Origin of the sequence: Micromonospora sp. WMMA1949 (assembly GCF_027460145.1) — a bacterium.
Classification (GTDB): Bacteria; Actinomycetota; Actinomycetes; order Mycobacteriales; family Micromonosporaceae; genus Micromonospora.
Genome location: NZ_JAPZBG010000001.1, coordinates 1,429,964 through 1,452,773 on the forward strand (window position 1 = coordinate 1,429,964; position 22,810 = coordinate 1,452,773).

Genomic DNA, 22,810 nt, shown 5'->3' on the forward strand with positions numbered 1-22,810 from the left:
CCCCACCGAACGCCGCTCGCGACCGCGGGTAGGGTCGGTCGGGGTGAGCACCCATTCGACGCTGCTGTTCGTGCTCGCCGCCGTCGCGGTCGTCATCGCCGTACGGTGGGTGGCCTCCCGGACCGGCCTGCCGGCCGCCGCGCTCCTGCCGCTCATCGGCATCGCGTACGCACTGCTCCCCGGCCCCAACGTCGGCCTCGATCCCGAGCTGGTGCTCATGGTCGTGCTGCCGCCGCTGCTCTACAGTGCCGCGCTCGACTCGTCCCTGCTGGACATCCGGCGCAACCTGCGGATCGTGGTCAGCCTCTCGGTGGTGCTGGTGCTCCTCACCGGACTGCTCGTCGGCGTCGGGTTCCACCTGTTCGTCGCCGGCGCGACCCTGGCCGCAGGCATCGCTGTGGGCGCCGCCGTCGCCCCGCCCGACCCGGTCGCCGCCCTGGCCGTCGGCCGCCGGGTCAACCTGCCGCCGAAGATGGTCACGATCATCCAGGGCGAAGGGCTGCTGAACGACGCCACCGCGCTGACCATGCTCAGCGTCGCCGTGGCCGCCGCCGTGGGCGGCGAGTTCTCGTTCCACGCCGCGGTCGGACAGTTCGTGCTCGCCGCGGCCGGCGGCATCGCGGTGGGTGTGGTCGTCGCCCGGGCCAAACGGCTGGTCCGGCCGCTCACCGCGGACCCGCTGCTGTCCAACGCGATCTCGCTCGCGACGCCGTTCGTGGCGTACCTGCTCGGCGAGGCGCTGCACGTCTCCGGCGTACTCGCAGTGGTGGTCGCCGGCCTGATCGTCGGCCACCAGACGCCGCAGTTCGGCTCCGGGGCCGCCCGCCTCCAGACCAACGCCGTGTGGCGGCTCGTCGACTTCCTCCTCGAAGGCTTCGTGTTCCTGCTCATCGGCCAGCAGCTCCCCGCCGTCGTGCGGGGCCTGCGCCAGTACGAGACGTCGACCATCGTCATCGCCGTCGCGGTGTCGGTCGGTGTGGTGCTGCTCCTGCGCCCCGCCTGGCTGATCCTGACCCAGTGGCTCCCCCGGTCGCTGCACACCCGGCTCGGCGGCGTCGCCGAGCAGGACGACACCGACGAGCCGGACGCCGCACGCCGGCTCGGCGGCGTCGACCGCAACGCCCGCGGGCTGACCGCCCGCGAGGTGGTGGCGCTGAGCTGGTCCGGTACGCGCGGCGTGATCAGCCTCGCCGCGATCTTCACGCTGCCGCTGACCACCCGCAGCGGCGACCCCTTCCCCGATCGTGACCTGCTGCTGTTCTGCACCTTCGTGGTCGTCCTGGTGACGCTGGTCGGGCAGGGTCTGACGTTCGCGCCGCTCGTGCGGAGGCTCGGCCTGCGCGCCAACGAGGCCGACCAGGCCCGGGTACGCAACGAGGCCCGCTCGGCAGCGGTGGAGGCGGCGCTGGCACGCCTCGACACCGTCGTCGCCGAGGACCCGGACAGCACTGTCGCCGTCGACACCACGCGGGCCCAGTTGCAGACCCGGCTGGCCCGCTACCGGGGGCGGCTCGACCTGATCCAGCAGAGCGGCTCGTCGGAGCTGCCCACCTCACCGGAGTACGAGACGGCGCTGCGGGTCCGCCGGAGCGTCCTCGAAGCGCAGCGGGAGGAGTTGCTGCGGTGGCGCGACTCCGGGCGGCTGCCGGACGAGGAGCTGCGGGTGCTGGAACGCGAACTCGACCACGAGGAGTTGTTGCTGCCGAAGCGGGCGCCGGGCTGACGCTGGGCCCGGCGCCCGCCGGCGGCCTCACAGCTGGCGCAGGATCACCGGATCCTTGATCTTCTTGTCGGCGGCCAGCAGCAACGCCTTGCTGATGATCTCGCCGAGCCGGCTGTCACCCTCGAAGGGCAGGTACATCTCCGGCTCCTTCGCCTTCGCCGAGTCCGGGATGACGCACAGGTACCGCTCGTCCGGCGTGATCAGGATGTTGCCCGAGCCGCAGTGGATGCGGTACGTGTGCAGGTCGCCGCGTACCTCCAGGAACCTGTCGGTGAGGGTGCAGCGACCGGCGATCGCCAGCCGGGGGATCAGGTCCGCCAGCACGTCCCGGCGCGTCCGGCCGGTCGGGGTCAGCTCGCCGAAGCTGTTCTGCGCCCAGTAGTCGCGATACCGGCCCTCCGGCCCGCCGTCGTACCAGTTCGGGTCGGCGCCCACCCCGGCCGCGGCCACGAACAGGTCGACGTCGCGCATCACCTCGCTCAGCACGACCGGCGGAACCTGCGCCAGCGGGACCGGCAGGCGCTCGCCCCGGATGAAGAACAGCTGGTCGGTTCCCATCGTGTCGAACACGAGGTCGTCGTCCCGGTCCTCGATCCCGGCGACACCCAGTTCGGCGCGCAGCCCCCAGTCCGGGAGGGCCAGCCAGGGCAGGTTGTAGGACGCCCCGTCGTTGCGGTGCTGGACGTACGACCAGCCGCGCCGGGACAGCAGCGCGTTGAGCCGGTGCTGACGCACGATGTGCGCGGCGAACCGGTTGGAGTAAACGCCAGTGGCCCGCTCCGCGTCGGTGAGCAGGTACTGCTCCCGGTGCGCCTGCTTGAACGGCTGGGTGATCGCGTGCCGGGTGAGGAAGTCCCGCCACGGCCCCACCGCTTCGGGGTCGAGCACCGGATGCCACAACCGGACCGTCGCGTCGTCGGCCGGCTCGAACACGGTGTCGTCTACTGTGCGCAGCGCCTCACCGGTCCAGCAGCAGGCCACGCCGTCGACGGTCCAGACGAGCCGCCGGGCCAGGGTACGGGCCAGCGGGTGGTCCAGGAATCGTTCGCGCCACTGCTCGACGGTCCACGAACGGTCGCGCCGCAGGAGCCCTTCCAGACGGTCGCGGGTGGCGACGAGCGTCGCGGCGACGTCGGCGACAGTGGCCTTCAGCTCCTTCACCTCGTCGCCATGCTCGCTGCGCACCTGCGCCGGAGGCGTCTTGACCACCTTGCCGTCCGCGTTGCGCCACACCACTACGGCGTCGACACCGCGCACCTCCAGCTCGTACGAGCAGTCGCCCAGCTTGTCCGCGAGCGGCAGCCCGAAGCCGGGCAGAGCCATCTCCTCGACGTCCTCCCGGCTGACGCCGCGCGCCTCGGCGTGCCGGGTCAGCCCCTTCTCCACCAGGCGCAGGGTGCTCTTGTAGGTCAGCCGCGAGGACAGCCGCGCCAGCTGGGCGAGCGCGGCCGGGTGATCGGTGTCGACGAGCGCCGCGACCGCGACGTTCGCCAATTTCGGGCTCGCCGGGCCGTGGCCGGAGATCTTGCGGGCGGCCCGTTCCGCGATCTGGCCGAGGCTGCGCAGTGTCTGCTCGGACGGCGGGCACATCGTCCGCGTCCAGATCAGTCCCCACAGCAGCCCGACGTTGTAGCGGTCGATCATCCGTGGTGGCATGTCCTTGATGTGGCCGGGGCAGCACGTGGTCATGCGCAGCGGCAGGCTGCGCGCCTGCCCGACGAGCGGGAGCCAGTCGTCGAGCCGGGCGGTGAAATCGTCGACGCCCACCGCGTCGAGCAGCGACCGGGCCTGCTTGCGCCAACCGGCCGTCGGCTTCGCCTTGTCCACCTCGACCGGGCAGTGCGCCAGCAGCGCCTCCCACGCGGACCGGCGATCCGCCGGCATCGCCTCGATGTCGGCGACGGCGCGGTCGGCCCACTGCTCACCGACGTTGGGGATCGGCCACATCCGGTCGGCCTCGTCGCTGAAGTCGCTCGGCGATTGCTCGATCCCGGTCCGGCGCCAGGTCGCCAGCGCCGCCGGGTTCACGCGCCCGGCCGAGGCCTCCGCCTGGAGCGACTCCCAGGTGAACCGCTTGAGATGGGAACTCCAGTAATTGAATCCCAGCCAGGCGTGGGTGCTCAGCCGGCCGAGCCAGGCCGAGCCGTCGAGCCCGCCGCCGGAACGCACGGCACGGATCAGCGTGGCCCACCCGTCCTTGCCCGAGCCCGGCACGGTCAGCGCATCGAACACCACCTGCCGTACCGGCGCCGGTTGTGCGGCCAGGAGTTCCTTCGTGCGGCGCCACGCCTCACCCCGGGCCCGGTCCCGCGGGTCCTCGTGTGCGTACGGCAGCGACGGCAGGCGGTCGATCAGTGTCGACGCAGCGGTGACTCGGCGGTCGTGATCCGCGTCGTCACCGGCCAGGTCGGCCACGGCTGCGGCGACCGTCTGCGCCTGTCGGTTCGCCTCCGGTAGCAGCTCGACCAGCGGCGGAGCGAGATCGTACGGCCCGTGCGGATCGTTCAGTGCGGCGAGCAGCGACGGAACCGTCTCCGCCGGCGCCCAGCCGCACACGGTCACCACCAGGCTGATGGATTCCCGCTGACTGGGCTCGTTGAGGGTCTGGCCGCTCCGCTCGCCCCACCTCTTGACGGTGGCGACCACATCGCGCAGGGCCAACTCGGGGTCGTACGTGTCCACTCAGCCACCCACCAGCGGGACGAGCTTGAGGAAGGTGACGCGCGATCCCGCGTGCAGGCGGACCTTCTCGTCCAGGGCGGTGACCTGACGGTCGTCGACGAGCACCACGAAGGCGTTGCGGCCGAACGCGTCGAGTGTCATCCGCGTCCGCTCCTCCGGGTCGGCGTCCACGCCGGACTCGGCGATCTCGAGGGAGACCCGACGGCGGATCAGCTCGGCGAGAGGCAGTGCCTCCTCGAAGACCTCAACTGTCCACACAGGCCCGTTCGGCGCACCGACGACCTCGTCGGTGACTGTGATCAATGGCATGGCGGAGAAGGTAACGGTTCCCTCCGACACCTCAGCATTTTGTGTGACCTGACCGCGTGCCGGACAGTCTCCACCGTGTACGAGATCGTTCCGTGAAGGCGAGGTTGTGAGCGTGTCCTATCCCGCGTACCCGAGCAGGGCCGGCATGTCGGCGGTGGTGGACGCGGCACGCCGCGGCGACCGCGCGGCGATGGACGAGCTGGTCTCGCACTGTCTGCCGCTGGTCTACAACATCGTGGGCCGGGCCCTGAACCGGTCGGCAGACGTCGACGACGTGGTGCAGAACACGATGCTGAGCGTCGTCCGCGGGCTGCCGGGCGTACGCGAGCCGCAGCTTTTCCGCTCGTGGCTGGTCGCCGTCACCATGAACGAGATCCGCACCCACACGCAGCGCCGGCACACCACACCGGCGCCGCCGGAGGACATCGACAACGTGATCGACCCGCGCGCGGACTTCGAGGACCTGACCCTGACCCAGCTCCGCCTCGCCGACCAGCGCCGGGAGGTCGTCCTGGCCACGCGCTGGCTGGACGACGACCACCGCCACCTGCTGTCGCTGTGGTGGCTGGTCGAGGCCGGTCACCTCAGCCGCGCCGACCTGGTCGACGCCCTGAAGCTGGCCCCGCACCACGTGACCGTGCGGGTGTCCCGGATGAAGGCGCAGCTGGACACCGCCCGGCTGGTCGTGCGGGCCCTCACCGCCCGGCCCGGTTGCGCCGGCCTGCGCGACACCGCGTCGGGCTGGAACGGTCAGCCGGCGCCGCTGTGGCGCAAGCGGTTCGCGCGGCACCTCCGGGACTGCGCGCACTGCCCGGACGCGACGAAGGATCTGGTCCCCGCCGAGCGGCTGCTGGCCGGCCTGGCGCTCACCCCGATCCCGGCCGAGCTCGCCTCGGACGTCACGCACCACCTGCGCACCGTCGCCTCGCCGACGCACGCCGTCCCGCCCGGCGCGCAGGTCGTGAGCGCCGGGGCGCGGTCGACGCTCTCCCTGTCCAAGACCCTGGTCGGCGTGGTCGCCGCCGTCGCCGTGCTCGGCGGGGGTGGTCTGATCCTTGCCAACTACCCGAGCGGTTCGAAGCAGCAGCCGACGAGCGTGGCAGCCTCGCAGCCCGCGACCGAGACCACCGCTCCCGCGCTCACGCCCACCCCGACCCCGCCCGCACCCTCCCCGACCGCTGCCCGTCCGAGCCCCGCCAAGTCGGTGAAGCCCTCGAAGTCACCGAAGCCGACCCCGTCGCCGGCCAGGTCCACCGCCACGTCCAACGGCTTGTCCGCAGCGGAACGGCGGCTGCTGGTGCTGCTCAACGAGCGGCGTCGCGCGCTCGGGCTGACCGAGGTCAAGCTCGGTACGGCCCAGCACCGGGAGGCGGAGTCCTGCGTACGGCAGAACCTGAACGCGAGCGGCCTGCAGCACTGCGGGCACGAGGTGCTGTTCGCCTCGTCGGGCAACTCCTCGCCCGAGCAGATGATCGAGGCGTGGTTCAACAGCCCCGGGCACAAGGCGGCGCTGACGTACGCCAGTTCCCGCTTCGCCGGACCGGCGATCGTGTTCAACGGCAGCCGGCAGGTCGCCGCCATCAACATCGACTACTGAGGCGGTCGCTACGCTCCCCCGATGACGCACGAGAAGGAGATCGTCGAGCCGGTCGACCTGTGCATGCCGGACGGGCGGCTCAACCCCGCCGCGGTCGGCTGGACCCGCCGGCCGTTGCACCGGGCGAACCTGCGCGGCTGGGGAAGAGCCAAGCGCTGGGAGTACTGGGGGATCGTCACGCCCACCCACATCGTCGGCCTCGTCGCGTCGTCGCTGGACTACGCCGGGGTGCACGGCGTCTACGTGCTCGACCGCGCCACGAAGGTCGAGACCGGCAAGGACGTCGTGGTCCCGTTCGCCCGTGGCGTCGTCATGCCGCCGGTCAGCGGCGCGGGCACCGTGTGCGCACGCGGGGGTGGCCTGTCGATCGACATCGACCAGACCGCCGCTGGTAGCACGATCCGTGCCACCGCACCGGGCATCGAGATCGACCTCGTGGTGCCGCTCCCGCCCGGCCACGAGTCGCTCGGCGTCGTGGTCCCGTGGAACACCCGCCGGTTCCAGTACACGGTCAAGGACGTCGGGCGGCCAGTGCGCGGCTCGCTGCGGGTGAACGGCACGACCCACGTCGTGGCCGCGGACGACTCGTTCGCCGTGCTCGACCACGGCCGGGGCAGATGGCCGTACGCGATCACGTGGAACTGGGCGGCGGGCAGCGGACCGGACGTGTCGATCCAGCTCGGCGGCAAGTGGACCGACGGCACCGGCTCGACCGAGAACGCGTTGTTCACCGGCGGCCGGCTGCACAAGCTCGGCGCCGAACTGCGCTGGACCTACGACCGCCGCGACTGGCTGCGGCCGTGGCGGATCAGCGGTGATCGGGTCGCTGTGGAGTTCCACCCGTTCCACGAGAAGGTCTCCCGCACCAACCTCGGCGTCGTGGCCAGCGAGACCCACCAGTGCTTCGGGCACTTCTCCGGCTGGGCCCAGGCGGACGACGGCGAGCGGGTGGCTCTGGACGGCCTGGTCGGCTGGGCGGAGGAAGCTCAGAACCGCTGGTGACGCAGCCGCGCGTTGACCTGCCGCACCACGTCCTCTGGAAGCTTGACCACGCGCCGGTCATAGGTGAGCAGACCGTTGAGCTCGTCCTCCACGTCGGACAGCTGGGTGTAGACGGTCGCGCTCAGACCGGCCCGGATCGCGGGCACGATCTGCTCGGTGTGCAGCCGCGTGAACGCCTCCGCCAGTTCCTCGGCGCTCCGGCACCGCCGGTAGCCGAAATCCTTGCGGCTGAAGGCGTGCCCGTCGACGCGCAGGTTGTAGCCGCCGTACTCCGACAGCACCAGCACCCGGCGGTCGCCGCGTCGCCGCGGCACGCGGAAGCGGCGGAAGTAGACGTGCAGGCTGCGCAGGTCGCCCCCGCCCTGGTCGTGCCAGCCGCTGGCGTGGTCGACAGTACGGGTGCTGTCGAGTTCGGCGACCTCGCGGGCGATCCGGGCCGCGTCGAACTGCCCCCAGCCCTCGTTGAAGGGCACCCACACGGCGAGGCTCACCACGTTGCGCAGGTGCTCGACGGTGTCGCGCAGCTCGGCTCGGAACCGGTCCCGTCCACCGGCGTCGGCACGGCCGAACCGGCGCCGCCACCGGCCCCGGTCGGGCAGCCGCAGCGGCGTCACCGCCGGCGCGGTGACGACCAGCGGGTGGTAACTGCTGCCGCCGTTGACCATGTCCTGCCAGACCAGCATCCCCAGCCGGTCGCAGTGGTAATACCAGCGCAGTGGCTCGATCTTGATGTGCTTGCGCAGCATGGTGAACCCGAGCCGCTTCATGGTGGCGATGTCGGCGATCATCGCCTCGTCGGAGGGCGCCGTGTACATGCCGTCCGACCAGTAGCCCTGGTCGAGGATCCCGGCGTGAAAGTACGGCCGGCCGTTGAGCAGCAGCCGGGGCACGCCGTCGGGGTCCGGTCCGACACCGAACGAGCGCATGCCGAAGTAGCTGCGCACCCGGTCCGCACCCAGCTCGACGGTCACGTCGTAGAGGAACGGATCCTCGGGGCTCCACTGCCGTACCTCGGGGATCGGGATGCGCACTGCCAAGCCGACCGGCGCGGTGGCCTCGGCCACCGCGGCCCCGTCGGCCAGGATCCGGATGCCGGCGTCGCCGGCATCCGCCGTCGCGTGCGCCGTCACCTCGACGCACCGCTCGTCGAGGAGCGGGGTCAGGGTGAGGCTCCGCAGGTGTACGGCGGGCACGCTCTCGGCCCACACCGTCTGCCAGATCCCGGACTGGGCGGTGTACCAGATGCCGCCGCGGCGCAACCGCTGCTTGCCCCGGGAGTGGTGGCCGGTGTCGCTGTCGTCCTGGACCGCCACGACCAGGACGTTGGAGTCCTCGCGGAGCGCGTCGGTGATGTCGCAGGTGAACGGCAGATACCCGCCGGTGTGGCCGCCGACCGGAACATCGTTCAGGTAGATCCGGCAGGTCTGGTCGACCGCGCCGAAGTGCAGCAACAGGCGCGAACCGGCAGCGTGAAAGCCCGCCGGAAGGGTCAGCGGACGGCGGTACCAGAGCGTCTCGCCCGGTTGGAGCTGCCGCCCGACGCCGGAGAGCGCGGACTCCGGAGAGAACGGCACGAGGATCTCGCCGTCGTAGCGTTCCGGCTCGGTGGACGAACCGGTGATCGCGTACTCCCACCGGCCGTTGAGGTTGAGACAGCTGTCCCGGGCGAACTGCGGGCGGGGATACTCGGGCAGGACACGCTCCGCGTCGAGCGCGGCACCCCACGGGGTCAGCAGCGTCATGCCCGAGCCTCCTGCTCCCGCCGCCGCAGCGCCACGGCCGGCACCGCGATGAGGACCAGCACTGCGAGCGCCATGAGGAAGATGCCCGGCGTCGGGACCTGCTTCACCACGCCGAGGTCCTCGTAGACCTCGCCGGCACCGGTGATCACGGCGGCGCCGAGGTATGGGCCGACGAGCATCGGGACGAGGATGGCGAAGACCATCCGCAGCCCCTGGACATGGCCGGCCCGGTCCGGCGGTGAGTGGTCGCGCACGATGGCGCCGATCGGGGCGAGGACGAGCATGAAGCCCGACATCATCACGATCCCGGCGACGATCACGGGAACCATGCCGCGGGCGAAGAACATCAGCGCCAGCCCGGTGCCGTAGACCACTACTGCCGGCAGCAGGAAGCGCACCTTGCCGACGCGGTCGATGAGCCGCCCGCCGACCACGCTCACCGCCGACGCCGTGACGAGGACGACGGCCAGGACGATCGCGTACCCCTCGATCCGCAGATACCGCTGCAGGTAGATGATCAGATACGGCAGGAACACCTGGGTGGAGATCCCCCAGATCGACCAGGCCGCCAGGGCGAGGTAGAGCCCCGGGTTGGCCCGGACGGCGGCCGGGCGCAGACCGTGGACGACGGCGCGCAGGTAGCCGCCCTCGTGCCGGACGAGTGACGGGCTGTCCTCGACCAGGAACCAGGCCAGCACCCCGGCCACGACCATGATCGCGCCGATGATCACGAAGAACAGCTGCCAGTTCCCGGCGCGGGCCAGCCCGTCGAACCCGCCGAAGATCACCAGCATCGAGACCAGCGGCATGATGGCGAGCACCGACTCGACCCGGCCACGGTTCGCCGGCTCGGTCACGTCGGTGACCCACGCCTGGAACGCCGCGTCGTTCGCCCCCGAGCCGAGGAAGGACATCAGGCAGTCCAGCGTGATCACCGCGATCGCCGTGACCAGCACGACGTTCGCCACGGGCGCGATGTCCTCCACGAAACCCACTGTCAGGAAGCCGAAGGCGGCGGTGGAGACCCCCCACAGCAGGTAGCCGCCGGCGATGAACGACCGGCGCCGGCCGGTCCGGTCGGAGAGGGCACCGAGCAGCAGGGTGGCGACAGTGGCGGTGACGGCGCTGGCGGCGACCATCGTGGCGATCGCGTTGGGATCGTCGGTGATCGTGTCGTACACGAACAGGTTCAGGTAGATGTTCTCGATGGTCCAGGCCATCTGCCCGACGAGCCCGAGCAGGATCAGGGCGGTCCAGGTGCGGGGGCGCAGGCCGGCCGGACCGGCCGACGTGGCCGGGGTGAGCACGCTCCGGGTGGCGGACACGACGGCCTCCTTCGACGGGTCAGAATATGATCCGTCCCGCCCGGCCGTCGATGGGTCCGGGGTAGGCCACGCCGCCGGCGGCGAGCGGCCACGACGAAAGGGCCCTGGTACGGAGTAGCCGGACCCTGGCTTTCGTCATCAGTCTTTGCGGACGGCGAGGTTGAGGGCGGCGATGGTCAGCTGGGTGAGGTCAGGAAGTTGGTCCTCGCCGAGGGTGACGCCGCGCAGGTTGTCCAGCGGCGTCTTGAGGCTCTGGAGCCGGCTGCCCCGAAGGTCGGCCCCGTCGAGGTGGCAGGAGTCCAGTTCCAGTCCGGCAAGGTCACATGACCGCAGTGCGATGCGCGGTAGTCGGCAGGACGACCACGCGCCGTTTGTGAGAGTGCAGTCGGTGAACGCGACCGAGCCGGCGGCGGTGACGCGCCGGAGGGTGGCGTAGTCGAAGCGGCAGCCGTCGAACAGGACGTCCTTGAGGCGTACGTCGGTGAGTCTGGTGCCGGTGAACCGGGAGCCGGTGATCGCGCAGCGCTCGATGGTGATGCCGGTCAGGGTCGCGCCGGAGAAGTCGGTGCGGGTGATCTCGCAGCCGTAGAGGCTGCCGGCTTCCCAGGTGCTCTCGCTCAGGTCCGCACCGGTGATCAGGCTGCTGCGGATGCTGACGTCCTCAAGGTGCGAACCGCGCCACGCCGCGCCGTTGACGAGTGCCTCGGTGAGCCGGTCGCCGAGGTCCGTCGTGGTATCGAGGTAGTCCGGCTCGAGGTCCGGGAGCAGAACCTTCACGTCGCCGATCGTGGTGGTGCGCATGTGTCCTCAACCTGTGCGGGCGCGGGGTGGGCACGTCACCCCGCGCGCCCCGTGGCGGGGGCTACTTCTTCTTGTTCCAGTTGTCCCAGCCGGGTCGACTGTCGAACTTACCCTTGTTGTCCCAGGTGGGGCGGTTGTCGAACTTCCCCGCGTCGATCGACGCTACCGACCGCTGCGGGTCGACGCCGAGGCGGGCGAGTTGCTCGGGCGCGGCGTTGACGAGGATCGCGAGAGCGTCGGTCATGGTGCTCCTCCGTGAGGGGTGAGGTGGTCCGCGGCGGCGCGGACGAGGGCCTGCCGGGTGGTTCGGCAATAGGTGGTCTCGCGGGCGGTGAACGTCGCGTGCTCGAAGTAGCGGTTGCCGGCCTGGGCGCCCCGGCAGAAGTCGTAGAAGGCGCAGTGGTCGGCGCAGTCGTTGAGGGCCGTGATGAACTCGGCGACGTAGTCCAGGTCGCCGGCGCCGGCGAGCATGGCGGTGATCGGCTGTTGGAGGACGTTGCCGGCAATGAAATCGCCGTATCGCGGCTCGGTGATGCCGAGCAGTTCCGGTGACAACAGCACCACTTGCCCATCCCAGGAGACGGTCGGGATCGGCTCGTACGGGGCGTGGTCGACGTGGCCGGAACGGGTGGCGGCGAGATAGTCGGCCAGGCGGTCCACGTCGCGGATCCGCAGCGTGCTGCCGCCGACCCGACGTGCGATGAGGTGCTGCCAGAACCGGTAGGCGGCATCCTCCGCCACCGACGCACGGTCGGCCCCCTCCTGCTCTTCGATGTTGAAACCCACCGACTGACAGCCGGGAAGGCCGGTGAAGAAGTCGACCAGGGCGTCGGGATGGTCGATGGTTTCCGGGGTGACCACACAGATCACCGAGTACGGCACCCCTGCGTCGGCCAGGGTCTGCATGCCGCGCAGGGTTCGGGCATCGGTCGGGTTGCCGGCCCGATCGAGGCGGTTCCGGTTCAACGCGCCCGGTCCGTCGATGCTGACCCCGACCTCGAACCCGTAAGCGATGAACAGCTCGCACCACTGGCGGTTGATCAACGTCGCGTTCGTCTGGATCTCGTGACGCACCATCCCCGCGCGCCGCAGCTCCTCGAACGGGGCCAACAGACCCCGGAACAGCCCGATGGGTGTGGCGGTGGGTTCGCCCCCGTGCCACACGACACTCACGGGGTGACCGCTGTTCTGCCGGGCGATCGATTCGGCGCAGGCCTGCGCGACCGCGCCACTCATCAGGCGCAGGGATCTCCGGTCGGGCAGGTAGCAGTAGGTGCAGTCGAGGTTGCAGAAGCTCGTCGGCTGCACGACCAGGGTGTGGAAGCTGCCGCCGATCGCCGGCTGGCCGGTGGCGTTGATGAGGCCGATGCCGATCACGAGGGGGCCTCCTCGGTGCTGTCGGCCGTGGTGGTGCTGACGCGGTAGGCGTGGGTGTGGCTGGCCGGCCAGCCGAGGAACCGGTCGAACGTGTCGGCGGCGCTGCCCGTGACGCTCGGGTTGAGCCGGTGCAGGTCGTCGATCGCGTCGTGCAGGCACCCGGCCAGGTAGAGGAACAGACTCACCGGCACTTCTCGGTACTCAGCCAGGAGCGCGAGCTTCGCCGCGCCGCAGGGCCACGGCTGCCCGCACCGGCGGCACAGCCACAGCGGGCGCATCGGCAGATGTTCCACCTCGGCGGGCGCGAGCCGGTTCGCCGCGAGACGGCGCTGCTGCCCAGTCACCGGCGACCGCCCTCGCGGGCCTGCTGCGCGAACAGCCGACGCCACACGAAGGTGAGCAGCGGAGGATCAACGGGCCACACCTGCCCCTGCTTGGACGTCCACCCCGGCTCGGGAAGCCGGGACAGGCCGTCCATGGCGTTACGCGAGACGTACACCGTCATGCCGCCACCCCCACCAGGGGCGATGAGCGGCGGGCCCGCCGTAGGAAGGGCGAGCCCGCCGCCGCACCACGGCGGCTGGGAGCAGACCGCCGATCACCCACCCGCGCAGCCCTCATGGCGGTACGCAGGCGGGGATTCACCCAGACGGTCGGCGGAGTGTCCGGCGCGAGCACTTGCCGGTGCGTCGGGTCGCATTCCGACCCGTCGCCGATCGACACGTCCATCTGGTTCTCCCTGGCGATTGCCGCTGACCCGCCGGCGCCATGGGATCAGGATGGTCCTGGACCGTTCCGCCGACGTGTTCCTGACGTCCACGATCGCGGGAGGCACGGGCCCGAGACAGACCCAGCGTGGTGGGCCACGGTGGGCCTCCTTGTGGTCGACCTCGGCCGATGCGAGGAGGACAGGTGGTACTACCCCGTCCCTACGAGACTCATCTCAGAGGATGTGCCAGCGGCGGAGCTCCGGCCCGCCGTGGACAAGTCCTGCAATCCGGTGGTGCACCTCGTCGGCGGCGTCGGTCCCGGGACGGGACTTGCGGGCGTTGGTGGCGATCATCTGTAGTTCGCGGAGCTGGCACAGCTCCTCGAACCCCGGCCAGCATGTGGCATCCCAGCCATAGGCGGCGGTGAAGCCGGCGAACGCCTCGGGACCGGGAGGATCGAATCGGCGGCAGTGGACAGCGACCGTGGCAATGTCCCACTCGTGAGGCCCGAGGGCGGCGCCGTCCCAGTCGGCGAGTACGGGCGTGCCGTCAAAACGCCGGAGTGCGTTGCGGATCTGCGGATCTGACTGGATCAGGCTTGTGCCACGGGGGAACCGCATCGTCTCCCAGCCGACGGCCAGCGTCTCGAGCCGGCCCAGCAGCAGATCCTGTTCCTTGCCGTTCAGGATCTCCGAACGGATCACGGATCGCTCGATGCCATGGATCGGCCGCAGCACGGGCAATGGCACAGGTGGCGCAGGAAGGGCATGCAGATCCCGGAGAAGGCTTCCGAGCTCGGAGACGGTGATCGGGTCGTCGTGTGCCGGGTCCAGACGCTGCCAGACCGTAACGACGTGCCCGCCCACCTCCAACGGCTGGGACAGGCCCGGGTGAAGGCCGACCGTGGGGAACTCTCGGTCCACCAGCCAGTCGACCACGGCCACCATCGCGCGCACCCGGTTCAGGTCCTGGTCGCCAGGGGCGATCTTGATGACGACGTCCCCGACGGCGTAGACGGCGTTGGTGTGGTGCCGCAGCAGAGCCGCGTCCGAGTCGGGGTAGCCGAGGAGACGACATACCTCGGCGAGCACCGGCCGAGTGCGCGCCTCGACGAACATGGGGCTCCTAGGGACCGAGTGCGGCTGTGGTCCCAAGCCTACGGGCGCGCTCGCGGCAGGCCCGTAGGTAGTCCGTCAAGGTGGCGACCTCACCCCGCTGGCTCTCTCCAGGAATCGCCGTGGTCACGTCGCTGGCCCGGGTCAGGATGATCTCCGTCCGCTGCGTCTCGGGCAGGTCCGCGACGGCGTCACGCGCGGTTACCAGTGCCTCGGTCACCCGCCGATCCCGCGCGAGGCACATCGACCGGTCCAGGGCAATGAGCGCCGCATCGATCGGCACGGCCGGAGCCGTGCCGTAGAGCCGCAACGCCTCGTCCTGGACCCGGTACGCCTCCACCGTGTCACCGAGCCAGGTGTACGCACCGGAGAGGTACAACAGCAGCCGCTTCGCCGGAAACCTGAACGCCACGTCGGTGTCCTCGTCGCCAGCCTGATCGAACAGCCGGCGTGCCTGATCGACGGCCGACCGCGCCTGCTCGGTGGCACCGATTCTGGCCAGGGCACGCGCCCTGCCCGCAGCCGCCAGGGCACCCGACGACGATGCGGCCGGGGTGACCGCCAGAGCCGCATCAGCCAGAGCGACGGTCTGGGCGGGATCCCCGAAGTAGTACGGCAGCATCGCCGCCTGGGCGCGCACGAGCACCCGGAACCGAGCCTCCCCGCTGTCGTCCGCCGCGTGGATCGCTGTGCCGTACCACCGTCGAGCCTCGGCAACATCACCAAGCCTCATCAACGCGTCAGCGCACATCGTCGCCAGCAGCGCCGCCACCCCGGACAGCCGGGCCTGGACCGCCGCCGGCTGGCGCCGAAGCGACAGCATCTGCACCTCTCGGCAGTCGGCGGCCAGCAGCGCCAGCATCGTCTGTGGCGAAGCCGAGGGATAGACCCGCAGGTGCTCGCCAGCGCTTTGCTCGATCAGCTCAAGCTGCCGAGGGGCGACACTCGACGCCGCCAGAGCCTCGTCCAGTCCCAGACGGAGTCTGACCAGACCTCCGGCCTCGTTGCTCCCCATACGGGCAGGCGACCGATCCGCTTCACCGGCCACGGTCTCGATGCTGACGTCACGCGGCATAGTGCTGTCCTCGGCGCGGCCGAGCCCCATGGCCGGACGCGGAATGTGAAGACCCACGGCGATCCGTTCCAGCACCTCGTACGCCGTGACCTGCCGGACGCCTTTGGCGATCTCCGTAGCGCGGTGAGGCGAGAGGCCTACGAGAGCGGCGATCCTGCCGTAGGACACGCCTCGGGCGTGAAGGAAGCGGAAGACCGCAGTGATGTCGCGCCGCTGAAGAAACTCGCTGATCGGTCGGCCGTTCCACAGCCCCGAACTCCACCACTCGGGATCCACCTGCGCGGCCACGATCACCTCCGATCGGACGACGACCACCTGACAGCACAACGCATCCGCGCCAACACATCAAGTCAATGACGGTCGAGTCGACAGCCCAACCAGAGTCGACGCTCGGGGTGGCATCCGGAAGACCCACGATGAGCCCTCAGCGTGTCCCCTCCTGGGATCAGCGCAGGCTCCGGAGCGCCATGACCTGTCCAGCCCGAGCCTTGTCGCCGGCCTGGGACGGAAGCGAGTGATGCAGATGAGGGAAGAGCCGTCTATCAATAATCCGTCGCAGCCCAGCAGATGAAGCAGATCTATAGGCTCCCACCAGGCAAAACGCCCGCAGAAGGTGGAGTCCTCGAGTCGAACTGCCCCGACCCAGTCACACATCCATTGGCATCCATCGTTGCCTGACATAGAGTCACTGGCTAGTCACATTGAGCGCAAACGACCGGGCGGCGACTTGCGGATGATGACCAACACCCACAGAGCCAACTGCGCAAACGCCCAGAGGCCGGGCTGCACATGCTCCGGCTGCGGGGGCTCCCAACATGGCTGGCAAGGATGGACATCTCTGGCCGCCGACCGGCCAGAGAAGCGCGACGACCGGCGGCGTGAACTCAAGGAGAAGGTGGAGGAAGACAGACGATCCGGACGCCAGAAGTTCAACGCCCACAACCGGGAAATCTACTTTGACCTCGCACGCCTGGACATCACCGACTACCTGTGGGCCGCCGACGGCCGAACCAGAATCATCGGCCGACTGCCACGCGATGTTGAGCCAACATGGATGTCATCAGACCTTGGCCGAATGGACACCCTTGCCCACCAGGTCATGGAGAACCCGTGGGACGAAATCTCAGCCGGCATAGACAGCCTCGTCCGGAATAAGGCTGACGCCAGGGAGGTCAAGAAGCGCCTGGCTGATCACACATGGTGCGGCCTGCTGGTGGCCCTGATCCAGTTGATCGAAAAGATCAACAAGACCGTCGAACTGCTGACGGATACCGCCAAGCAGTTCATCACCGACGCGTTGTCGCGGCGGTTCGATTCGGGGCTGCCCCGGCTGGTGACCGACGCCGTCATCCGCCTTGTCGTGGACAAGGTGTGGTCAGCCCTGGCGAGGCTGCTAGAAGCTCACTTTCCCCTCCTCGGAACAGACACCCTGCGCGTCTTGAGGATGTTGGCCATCTTCACCTGCCCCTCGGTCGAACACCATCCAGAGGTCTACAAGCACGCCGTCCGGCCGCTCATGGGCGACGGACACGAGATCATCACGGACGAGATCAAGACGCACGTGGTCACCCTCTTCAGCGCGTGGTGGCGGCGGCGCGCCCCGGAAGCGCTGGCCTGACGCGCCCCGGACACGCCCGGCCCCATCAAGCCCGGAAAGAACCAGCGGTGCGCGCCGGACATACACGAGACCCGCGTTCAGTCCGGGCAACACCGGCCCGGTCCAACGGCTCCCGAGCACCCACCGAGCCACCACCCACTCTCGGCGTACGCGAAAAAGGCCCCGACCCGGTGTGAACCACCAAGTCAGGGCCTTGATCGCTGGTGCGCCGCCAGGGACTCGAACCCCGAACCCGCGGATTAAGAGTCCGCTGCTCTGCCAGTTGAGCTAGCGGCGCTCGCTGACAACGGGACGAGACGTTAGCACCCCGCCCACCACCCCGGAAATCCAGGGTCGGCCTCACCGCACCTCCAGCGTGACCTGCCCGGTCGCGGCCCCCGACGGGTCCACCACCAGGGTGTACGCCCCGGAGGCCGGCGCCACGGTCGGCCCGAGTTCACCGGCCCCGTTGATCACGCAGCCGCTGCCGACGGTGCTGCCGTCGGGCGCGCGCAGCGCCAGCACGCCGCACTGGTCCGGCAGGTCCGAGGCGGAAGCGCTCACCGTCACCGACGTGCCGGCCGTGGCGGTGAACCGGTAGCCGGTGACGGCGCCGGGCCGGTCCACGACGGCGACGACAGGTGGCCCGCCGAGCGTGATCGCCGCGTCGCGGTCCCGGCCGGTGACCACCCGCAGCGTGGTCGTGCCGGTGCCGCGTTCGGTCGGGTCGACCACCACCGTGTACGTCCCGTCGGCAGGCAGCAGCGTGCCGTCGACCTCACCGACGCCGTTGATCACGCAGCCGCTGCGCAGCAGCCGCCCCTCGGCGTCCCGCAGTTCCAGCGGTGAGCACTGGTCGGTGAGCGTGCTCGCGGACACGTCCACGTAGGCCCGCTCCCCCGCGCGCCCGCTGAACCGGTAACGCGCCCGCGCGCCGGGTTGTGCGACTGTCGCGGTGACCGCCGGGCCGTTCGGTTGCAGCGTCCCGTCGCTGTCCTGGGCCGTGTACACCCGTACGGCGGCGCGGCCGGTGTCGCCGGGTGCGGCGGTGACCCGCAGCGCGTACGTGCCGGTGGCGGTGAGGTCGACGCGGTCGACGTACCCGGTGCCCTTGATGTTGCACCCGCCGGCGATCTCCCGGCCGCCCGGCTCGGTGAGCACGTACGGCGAGCAGCGGTCCCCGATCCCCGGCGCGGTGGCGTCGACGAAGACGGCGTCCCCGGCTCGCGCGGCGAACGTCAGCGGCTCCCCGCCGGGGGTGAGCGTGGCGGTGGCGACGGGTACGGCGGTGATCGGGGTGGCCGCCGGCGGGGCGACCCGTTCGGTGCTCGCGCCGGCCACGGCGAACTCGGGGCGGCCGCTGACCGCGACGTCGAAGACGCACTCGGCGAGCTGGGCGGGCGCGGTGACGCCGGCCCAGCGGCACACCTGTTCGGCGGCCACGCGCCGGGCCGGGTCGAGGTCGGCGACGGTGACCTCCCGTTCCGGGAACGCGCGGTCGGTGAAGGTGCCCGTGTCCTGCCCGTCGTCGTAGTGCAGCAGGGATCGGCCCGGGGCGATCCGCCAGCTGTCCGCGTACGCGGGATAGAGCTTGTCGAACGGCACCGGCTGGGCCAGCGCCGCCCCGGAGGAGGGGGCGATGTCGTCGGCCGGGTCGCCGTCGAAGTCGCCGAGCAGTCCGCGTACCTTCCCGGCCCGGCCGTCGGCCAGCCGGACCAGCACGCGGTAGCCGTAGCGGCCGATCTGGTCCACCGCCGCGGCGGACCCGTCCGGCCACGTCACGTCGTACCCGTCGACAGGGCCGGTGTCCGACGGGCGGCGGGTGAGGGTGCCGCCGCCGGCCAGGTCGGTGCGGTCCGGCAGCGCGGCCGGCGACGCGCCGTCGACGTGCACGCGGGTGCCGCCGTCGGTGAGGGTGAGCGCGACCCGGTGCGCGCCGATCCGGAACGCGACTGCCGAGTTGACCGAGGCGGTACGCGTGCCGGCCATCGGCGCCTGCCGGACCTGCACCTCCAGCGGGTCGCCGCCGGTCGCCGCGACCAGCGTGAACTCGCCGACGGCCTGGAAGTCGTAGGCGACCCGGTCGAACGTGACCAGGTGCGGGTCGCCGTTGCTGCCGCCGCAGTCGGCGCCGTCCTCGCAGAGCTTCACCGGTCCCTTCGGCGGCGGCGTCTTCTTGGCCGGCTTCTTGCACTCGTCGAGGTTCTTCGGCAGCGTCTTCCCCTTGTACTCGGTGCGCGGCGGCAGCCCTTTCGCCGCCCGGTAGCGGTTCTCCGCGAGCGTCGCCTTCACCTCGGCGGTAGGGATGCCGGTGCCGCCGCACTCCCCCTGCGGCACGGCGTTGCGGGAGATGTCGTCGGCGTGGTTCAGCTCGTGGTACAGCGCGGCGCAGGGGTCGCGGGCCACCCCGTCGCCGTACGGGTCGGTGGACGTCGGGTTCCAGGTGACGGTCGAGGAGCCCTTGCCGTCGGCGCTGTCCGGCGTCTCGAACGCGCCGGAGCCACCCGTGGTCGGGATGATCCGCACCCGGGGACTCTTCTTGTCGCGCAGCCTCGGCAGCAGGCCGGACGGGTCGCCGCCGGGCAACGCGAACCCGGCCAGGCAGCCGTCGACGGCCGCCTGGAAGTCGACGCCGCTGACCGGCACACCGGCGGTCGGGTCGACGCCGTAGTCGGCCCGCGCCGGCCGGGCGCCACCGCCGACGAGCGCACCGACCGCCACCAGCAGCAGGGCCACGGCGGCGGCCGCCGGCCTGCGGCGGCGTACCAGCAGCAGCACGCCCAGCGCGACGGCGAGCAGCGCCAGCACTCCCCCGCCGGCGAGCCAGAGCCAGCGCCGGCCGGTCCCACCGTCGTCGGAGACGGTGAACGTGGTGGTCCGCAGCGCCGTCGCGCCCGCGCACGGGTCCGTCGCGCCGGTGCCCGGCAGCGTCACGTAGCCGGCGGTCACCTCGTACCGGCCGGGTGCGCCGACCGGCCAGAGCGTGTCCAGCCCACTGCCGTCTCCGGTGGCGGCCACCGAGCGGAGCACGACCTCGCCGTCGTGCAGCCGTACCCCGGTCAACGCCACGGTGGCGGTCGCACCCGGCTCCACTGTGGTCAGGCCGGCGGTGGCGGCGGCGCCGATCCCGTCGTCGTGGAAGCTGCGGGCGAGCGTCGGCGCGACGTCGCGCCCGTCCCGGCGTACCCCGGTGACCTGCACGGTGCCGACGGGCCTGGTGGCGAGCGCGCAGGCCGCCCCGCTGGTGTTCGTGACGGTGAGGTCGAGACGGACCTGGTCCCCGGCGCGGTAGTCGGCCTGGCCGGACCGCAGGGCCAGGCCGAGGCCGCCGTCGGCGGGCGCCGCGGCGCCGCTCGCCGCCCCGGTCGCCAAAGCGGTCACGAGTACGCCGAGCGCCGCCACCAGCCGCAGGGTCCACCTCATGGTGCGGACTGTAGAAGCGGGTGGGCCGGATTCCGCGCGGTCTGTCGGGGACCGGTCGGAGCCGTATCCTCCTGGTGATGGAGCTCTTCGGCACGGTGGCCGACCTGTACGAGCGCGCCCGGCCCGGATATCCGCCGGCGATCGCCGAGTCGATAGTCGCCTACCACGGCGGCACCCCGGCCTCAGTCGTCGAGGTGGGCGCGGGCACCGGCAAGGGCACCGAGGTGCTGGCCCGCCTCGGCGCGCCACTGACCTGCGTGGAACCCGACGCGCGGATGGCGGCCCGGCTGGCCGGGCGGTTCCCGGAAGCGCGCATCGAGGCCACGACGTTCGAGCGATGGTCGCCGCCCTCGGGCGGGGTGGACGTGCTCGGCTGCGCGATGGCCTGGCACTGGCTGCACCCGGCCACCCGCAACGCCCTGGCCCGGCGCGCCCTGGCGCCCGGCGGCACGCTCGCCGTGTTCGGGCACCGCTACGACTACGCGGACGCCGCCCAGCGGGACGCCGTCCGGGCCGCACTGCGATCCGTCGACCCCACCGTCCGGGAACGACCCGTCGACTGGTTCCACCGCGACGTCCTCGACAGCGGACAGTTCGACGACGTACGCCGCGAGGTGATCCGGCGGGAGCTGCCGCTGGACAAGGAGCGGTACCTGGCGCTGATGCGCACGTTCGGGCCGTACCTGTCCCGGACCCCGGAGCAGCAGCGGCGCGGGATCGCCGCCCTGGACCGGCTGGTGGACGACTTCGGCGGCACCGTCGTGCTCGACCTGCGGACCACGCTGGTGCTGGGCCGGGCCGATGCTCGGTGACCGGCCGCTGACCGTGCCCGCCGACGTGGCGAGAATCCGGCGGAGCCTGGCATTTTCGCCTCTCGTCGCCGGTAACCGGCGTTCCTAGGCTCCTTCCCGAGACGCTTTCCGCGAACGGGAAGGGGGCTGCACGTGCTTCGCTATGTCATGCCGGTCGTGATCGGGCTGGTCTACGTCGGGCTCAACTCGCTCGTGCCCGAGCCGCACCGGCGACGACTGAACGCACTGATCGTCACCGGTGCCGGTGCCGCCTACATCAGCGGTGGCGGGTTCGGACTGTGGGAACTGGCCTTCTGCGCCCTGCTCGTGGGGGCCGGCTACGCCGGGCTCACCTCGTACACCTTCATCGGTGTCGGGTGGCTGCTGCACACGGCCTGGGACGTGCTGCACCACCGCCGCGGCACCCCGATCATCCCGTCGCTGCACGACTCGTCGTTCGGCTGCGCGCTCTGCGATCCGGTCATCGCGCTCTGGTGCTTCGCCGGCGGCCTGTCGGTCAAGGACCTGTACCGGAGAGCCGTCACGGCGTTGCGGCCGCCGGTCGCCGCGCGGTCCTGACTGGTTGAATTCCGCCATGCACACCGTGGCAGTGCTCGCCCTCGACAGCGTCGTGCCGTTCGACCTGGCCACCCCGATGGAGGTCTTCGGCCGCGCACGCCTGGCCGACGGCCGGCCCGGCTACCGGGTGCTCGTCTGCGCCGCGACGCCGACAGTCACCACCGGCGCGTTCCGCATGGCGGTGCCGTGGGGCCTGGACGCCCTCGCCGACGCCGACACCGTCGTCGTACCCGGTGTGTCAGACCCGGCCGCCGCGACGCCCGCCGCGGTCCTCGACGCGCTGCGGACCGCGGCGGCCAACGGAGCCCGGATCGCCTCGATCTGCGGCGGCGCGTTCACCCTCGCCGCCACCGGCCTGCTCGACGGGCATCGCGCCACGACGCACTGGATCGCCACCGACCGGCTCGCCGCCGAGCATCCGCGCGTCCAGGTCGACCCCGACGTCCTGTACGTGGACAACGGCCAGCTCCTGACCTCCGCCGGCGCCGCCGCCGGGCTCGACCTGTGCCTGCACCTGGTCCGGCGCGACCACGGCGCCGCCGTCGCCGCCGACACGGCGCGGCTGTCGGTCATGCCGCTGGAACGCGCGGGCGGGCAGGCTCAGTTCATCACCCACGAGCCGCCCACCCCCGAGGGGACGACGTTGGAGCCGCTGCTGGCCTGGATGCGCGACAACGCCGGGCGTGAGCTGACCCTCGCCGACATCGCCCGGCACGCGGGCCTGAGCACTCGCACACTGAACCGCCGGTTCCGGGACCAGACCGGCACCACCCCGCTGCGGTGGCTGCACCGGGTACGCGTACACCAGGCCCAGCACCTGCTGGAAACCACGACCCACCCCGTCGACCGGGTGGCGAGCCAGGTCGGCTTCGGCTCCACCACCGCCTTCCGGGACCGCTTCCGGCGGATCACCGGCACGAGCCCGCAGGCGTACCGCCGGAGTTTCCGGGGCGTCTGACCGG

Annotated in this window: 19 protein-coding genes and 1 tRNA gene; 7 read left to right on the plus strand and 13 right to left on the minus strand. The window is 71.2% G+C overall.

Features of this window, described 5'->3' with window-relative positions; all coding sequences use genetic code 11:
- Positions 1-43 precede the first annotated feature (43 nt).
- The gene (locus O7607_RS06425) at positions 44-1,723 is read left to right on the plus strand and encodes a Na+/H+ antiporter (RefSeq protein ID WP_269701692.1); all 1,680 of its coding nucleotides are present in this window, start codon (positions 44-46) and stop codon (positions 1,721-1,723) included.
- A gap of 27 nt (positions 1,724-1,750) precedes the next feature.
- Here O7607_RS06425 and O7607_RS06430 read toward each other — a convergent pair whose 3' ends face one another.
- Positions 1,751-4,405 (minus strand): DUF4132 domain-containing protein, encoded by a 2,655-nt coding sequence (locus tag O7607_RS06430; RefSeq protein WP_269701693.1) that lies wholly within the window; start codon positions 4,403-4,405, stop codon positions 1,751-1,753.
- On the minus strand, positions 4,406-4,714 hold the full coding sequence (locus tag O7607_RS06435) for a hypothetical protein (protein ID WP_269701695.1): 309 nt from the start codon (positions 4,712-4,714) through the stop codon (positions 4,406-4,408).
- Between the two features lie 112 nt (positions 4,715-4,826).
- On the opposite strand from O7607_RS06435, the gene O7607_RS06440 reads away from it, so the two are divergent.
- Both O7607_RS06440 and O7607_RS06445 read left to right on the plus strand, forming a co-directional pair.
- Entirely contained in the window at positions 4,827-6,311 is a 1,485-nt protein-coding gene (locus O7607_RS06440; RefSeq protein ID WP_269701697.1) for a sigma-70 family RNA polymerase sigma factor, read from the plus strand.
- Between the two features lie 21 nt (positions 6,312-6,332).
- On the plus strand, positions 6,333-7,313 hold the full coding sequence (locus O7607_RS06445) for a DUF2804 domain-containing protein (protein ID WP_269701699.1): 981 nt from the start codon (positions 6,333-6,335) through the stop codon (positions 7,311-7,313).
- Here the strand turns inward: O7607_RS06445 and O7607_RS06450 are convergent.
- From O7607_RS06450 to O7607_RS06490, 9 genes are all read right to left on the minus strand, one after another.
- Positions 7,298-9,055, minus strand: a complete 1,758-nt coding sequence (locus tag O7607_RS06450; RefSeq protein WP_269701701.1) for a glycoside hydrolase family 2 protein — start codon at positions 9,053-9,055, stop codon at positions 7,298-7,300. The two genes, O7607_RS06445 and O7607_RS06450, sit on opposite strands and share 16 nt — an antisense overlap.
- Entirely contained in the window at positions 9,052-10,380 is a 1,329-nt protein-coding gene (locus O7607_RS06455) for an MFS transporter (RefSeq protein WP_269701703.1), read from the minus strand. Before O7607_RS06455 ends, O7607_RS06450 begins: the two co-directional genes overlap by 4 nt.
- A 138-nt stretch (positions 10,381-10,518) precedes the next feature.
- Positions 10,519-11,181, minus strand: coding sequence for a pentapeptide repeat-containing protein (locus O7607_RS06460; protein WP_269701704.1), 663 nt, complete (start codon positions 11,179-11,181; stop codon positions 10,519-10,521).
- 61 nt (positions 11,182-11,242) lie between these two features.
- Positions 11,243-11,425 (minus strand): multiple cyclophane-containing RiPP AmcA, encoded by a 183-nt coding sequence (gene amcA / locus O7607_RS06465; RefSeq protein ID WP_269701705.1) that lies wholly within the window; start codon positions 11,423-11,425, stop codon positions 11,243-11,245.
- Positions 11,422-12,558 carry a cyclophane-forming radical SAM peptide maturase AmcB gene (gene amcB / locus O7607_RS06470; protein ID WP_269701707.1) on the minus strand — a complete coding sequence of 379 codons (1,137 nt, stop codon included), beginning with the start codon at positions 12,556-12,558 and terminating at the stop codon, positions 11,422-11,424. Before amcB ends, amcA (O7607_RS06465) begins: the two co-directional genes overlap by 4 nt.
- Positions 12,555-12,902, minus strand: a complete 348-nt coding sequence (locus O7607_RS06475; RefSeq protein ID WP_269701709.1) for a hypothetical protein — start codon at positions 12,900-12,902, stop codon at positions 12,555-12,557. Before O7607_RS06475 ends, amcB begins: the two co-directional genes overlap by 4 nt.
- Positions 12,899-13,063 carry a multiple cyclophane-containing RiPP AmcA gene (gene amcA / locus O7607_RS06480; protein WP_269701711.1) on the minus strand — a complete coding sequence of 55 codons (165 nt, stop codon included), beginning with the start codon at positions 13,061-13,063 and terminating at the stop codon, positions 12,899-12,901. The genes O7607_RS06475 and amcA (O7607_RS06480) overlap by 4 nt, the downstream gene beginning before the upstream one ends.
- A 438-nt stretch (positions 13,064-13,501) precedes the next feature.
- Positions 13,502-14,386, minus strand: coding sequence for a phosphotransferase (locus tag O7607_RS06485; protein ID WP_269701713.1), 885 nt, complete (start codon positions 14,384-14,386; stop codon positions 13,502-13,504).
- A gap of 7 nt (positions 14,387-14,393) precedes the next feature.
- Entirely contained in the window at positions 14,394-15,752 is a 1,359-nt protein-coding gene (locus O7607_RS06490) for a hypothetical protein (protein ID WP_128138151.1), read from the minus strand.
- A 439-nt stretch (positions 15,753-16,191) separates the two neighbouring features.
- Here O7607_RS06490 and O7607_RS06495 point away from each other — a divergent pair, with 439 nt between their 5' ends.
- The gene (locus O7607_RS06495) at positions 16,192-17,076 is read left to right on the plus strand and encodes a hypothetical protein (protein ID WP_269701715.1); all 885 of its coding nucleotides are present in this window, start codon (positions 16,192-16,194) and stop codon (positions 17,074-17,076) included.
- 201 nt (positions 17,077-17,277) lie between these two features.
- On the opposite strand, the gene O7607_RS06500 is transcribed toward O7607_RS06495, so the two are convergent.
- Together O7607_RS06500 and O7607_RS06505 are read right to left on the minus strand one after the other, a co-directional pair.
- Positions 17,278-17,353: transfer RNA gene (locus O7607_RS06500), tRNA-Lys, on the minus strand.
- A 62-nt stretch (positions 17,354-17,415) separates the two neighbouring features.
- Complete coding sequence (locus O7607_RS06505) at positions 17,416-20,478, minus strand: VWD domain-containing protein (RefSeq protein WP_269701717.1); 3,063 nt, start codon at positions 20,476-20,478, stop codon at positions 17,416-17,418.
- A gap of 77 nt (positions 20,479-20,555) precedes the next feature.
- On the opposite strand from O7607_RS06505, the gene O7607_RS06510 reads away from it, so the two are divergent.
- The 3 genes from O7607_RS06510 (at position 20,556) to O7607_RS06520 (ending at position 22,806) form a co-directional block, all read left to right on the plus strand.
- Positions 20,556-21,290 (plus strand): class I SAM-dependent methyltransferase, encoded by a 735-nt coding sequence (locus O7607_RS06510; protein ID WP_269701719.1) that lies wholly within the window; start codon positions 20,556-20,558, stop codon positions 21,288-21,290.
- Positions 21,291-21,422: 132 nt separating this feature from the next.
- Positions 21,423-21,848: a DUF6010 family protein gene (locus O7607_RS06515; RefSeq protein WP_269701721.1), complete on the plus strand. Its 426-nt coding sequence runs from the start codon at positions 21,423-21,425 to the stop codon at positions 21,846-21,848.
- 16 nt (positions 21,849-21,864) lie between these two features.
- Positions 21,865-22,806, plus strand: a complete 942-nt coding sequence (locus O7607_RS06520; RefSeq protein ID WP_269701723.1) for a GlxA family transcriptional regulator — start codon at positions 21,865-21,867, stop codon at positions 22,804-22,806.
- Positions 22,807-22,810: the final 4 nt, after the last annotated feature.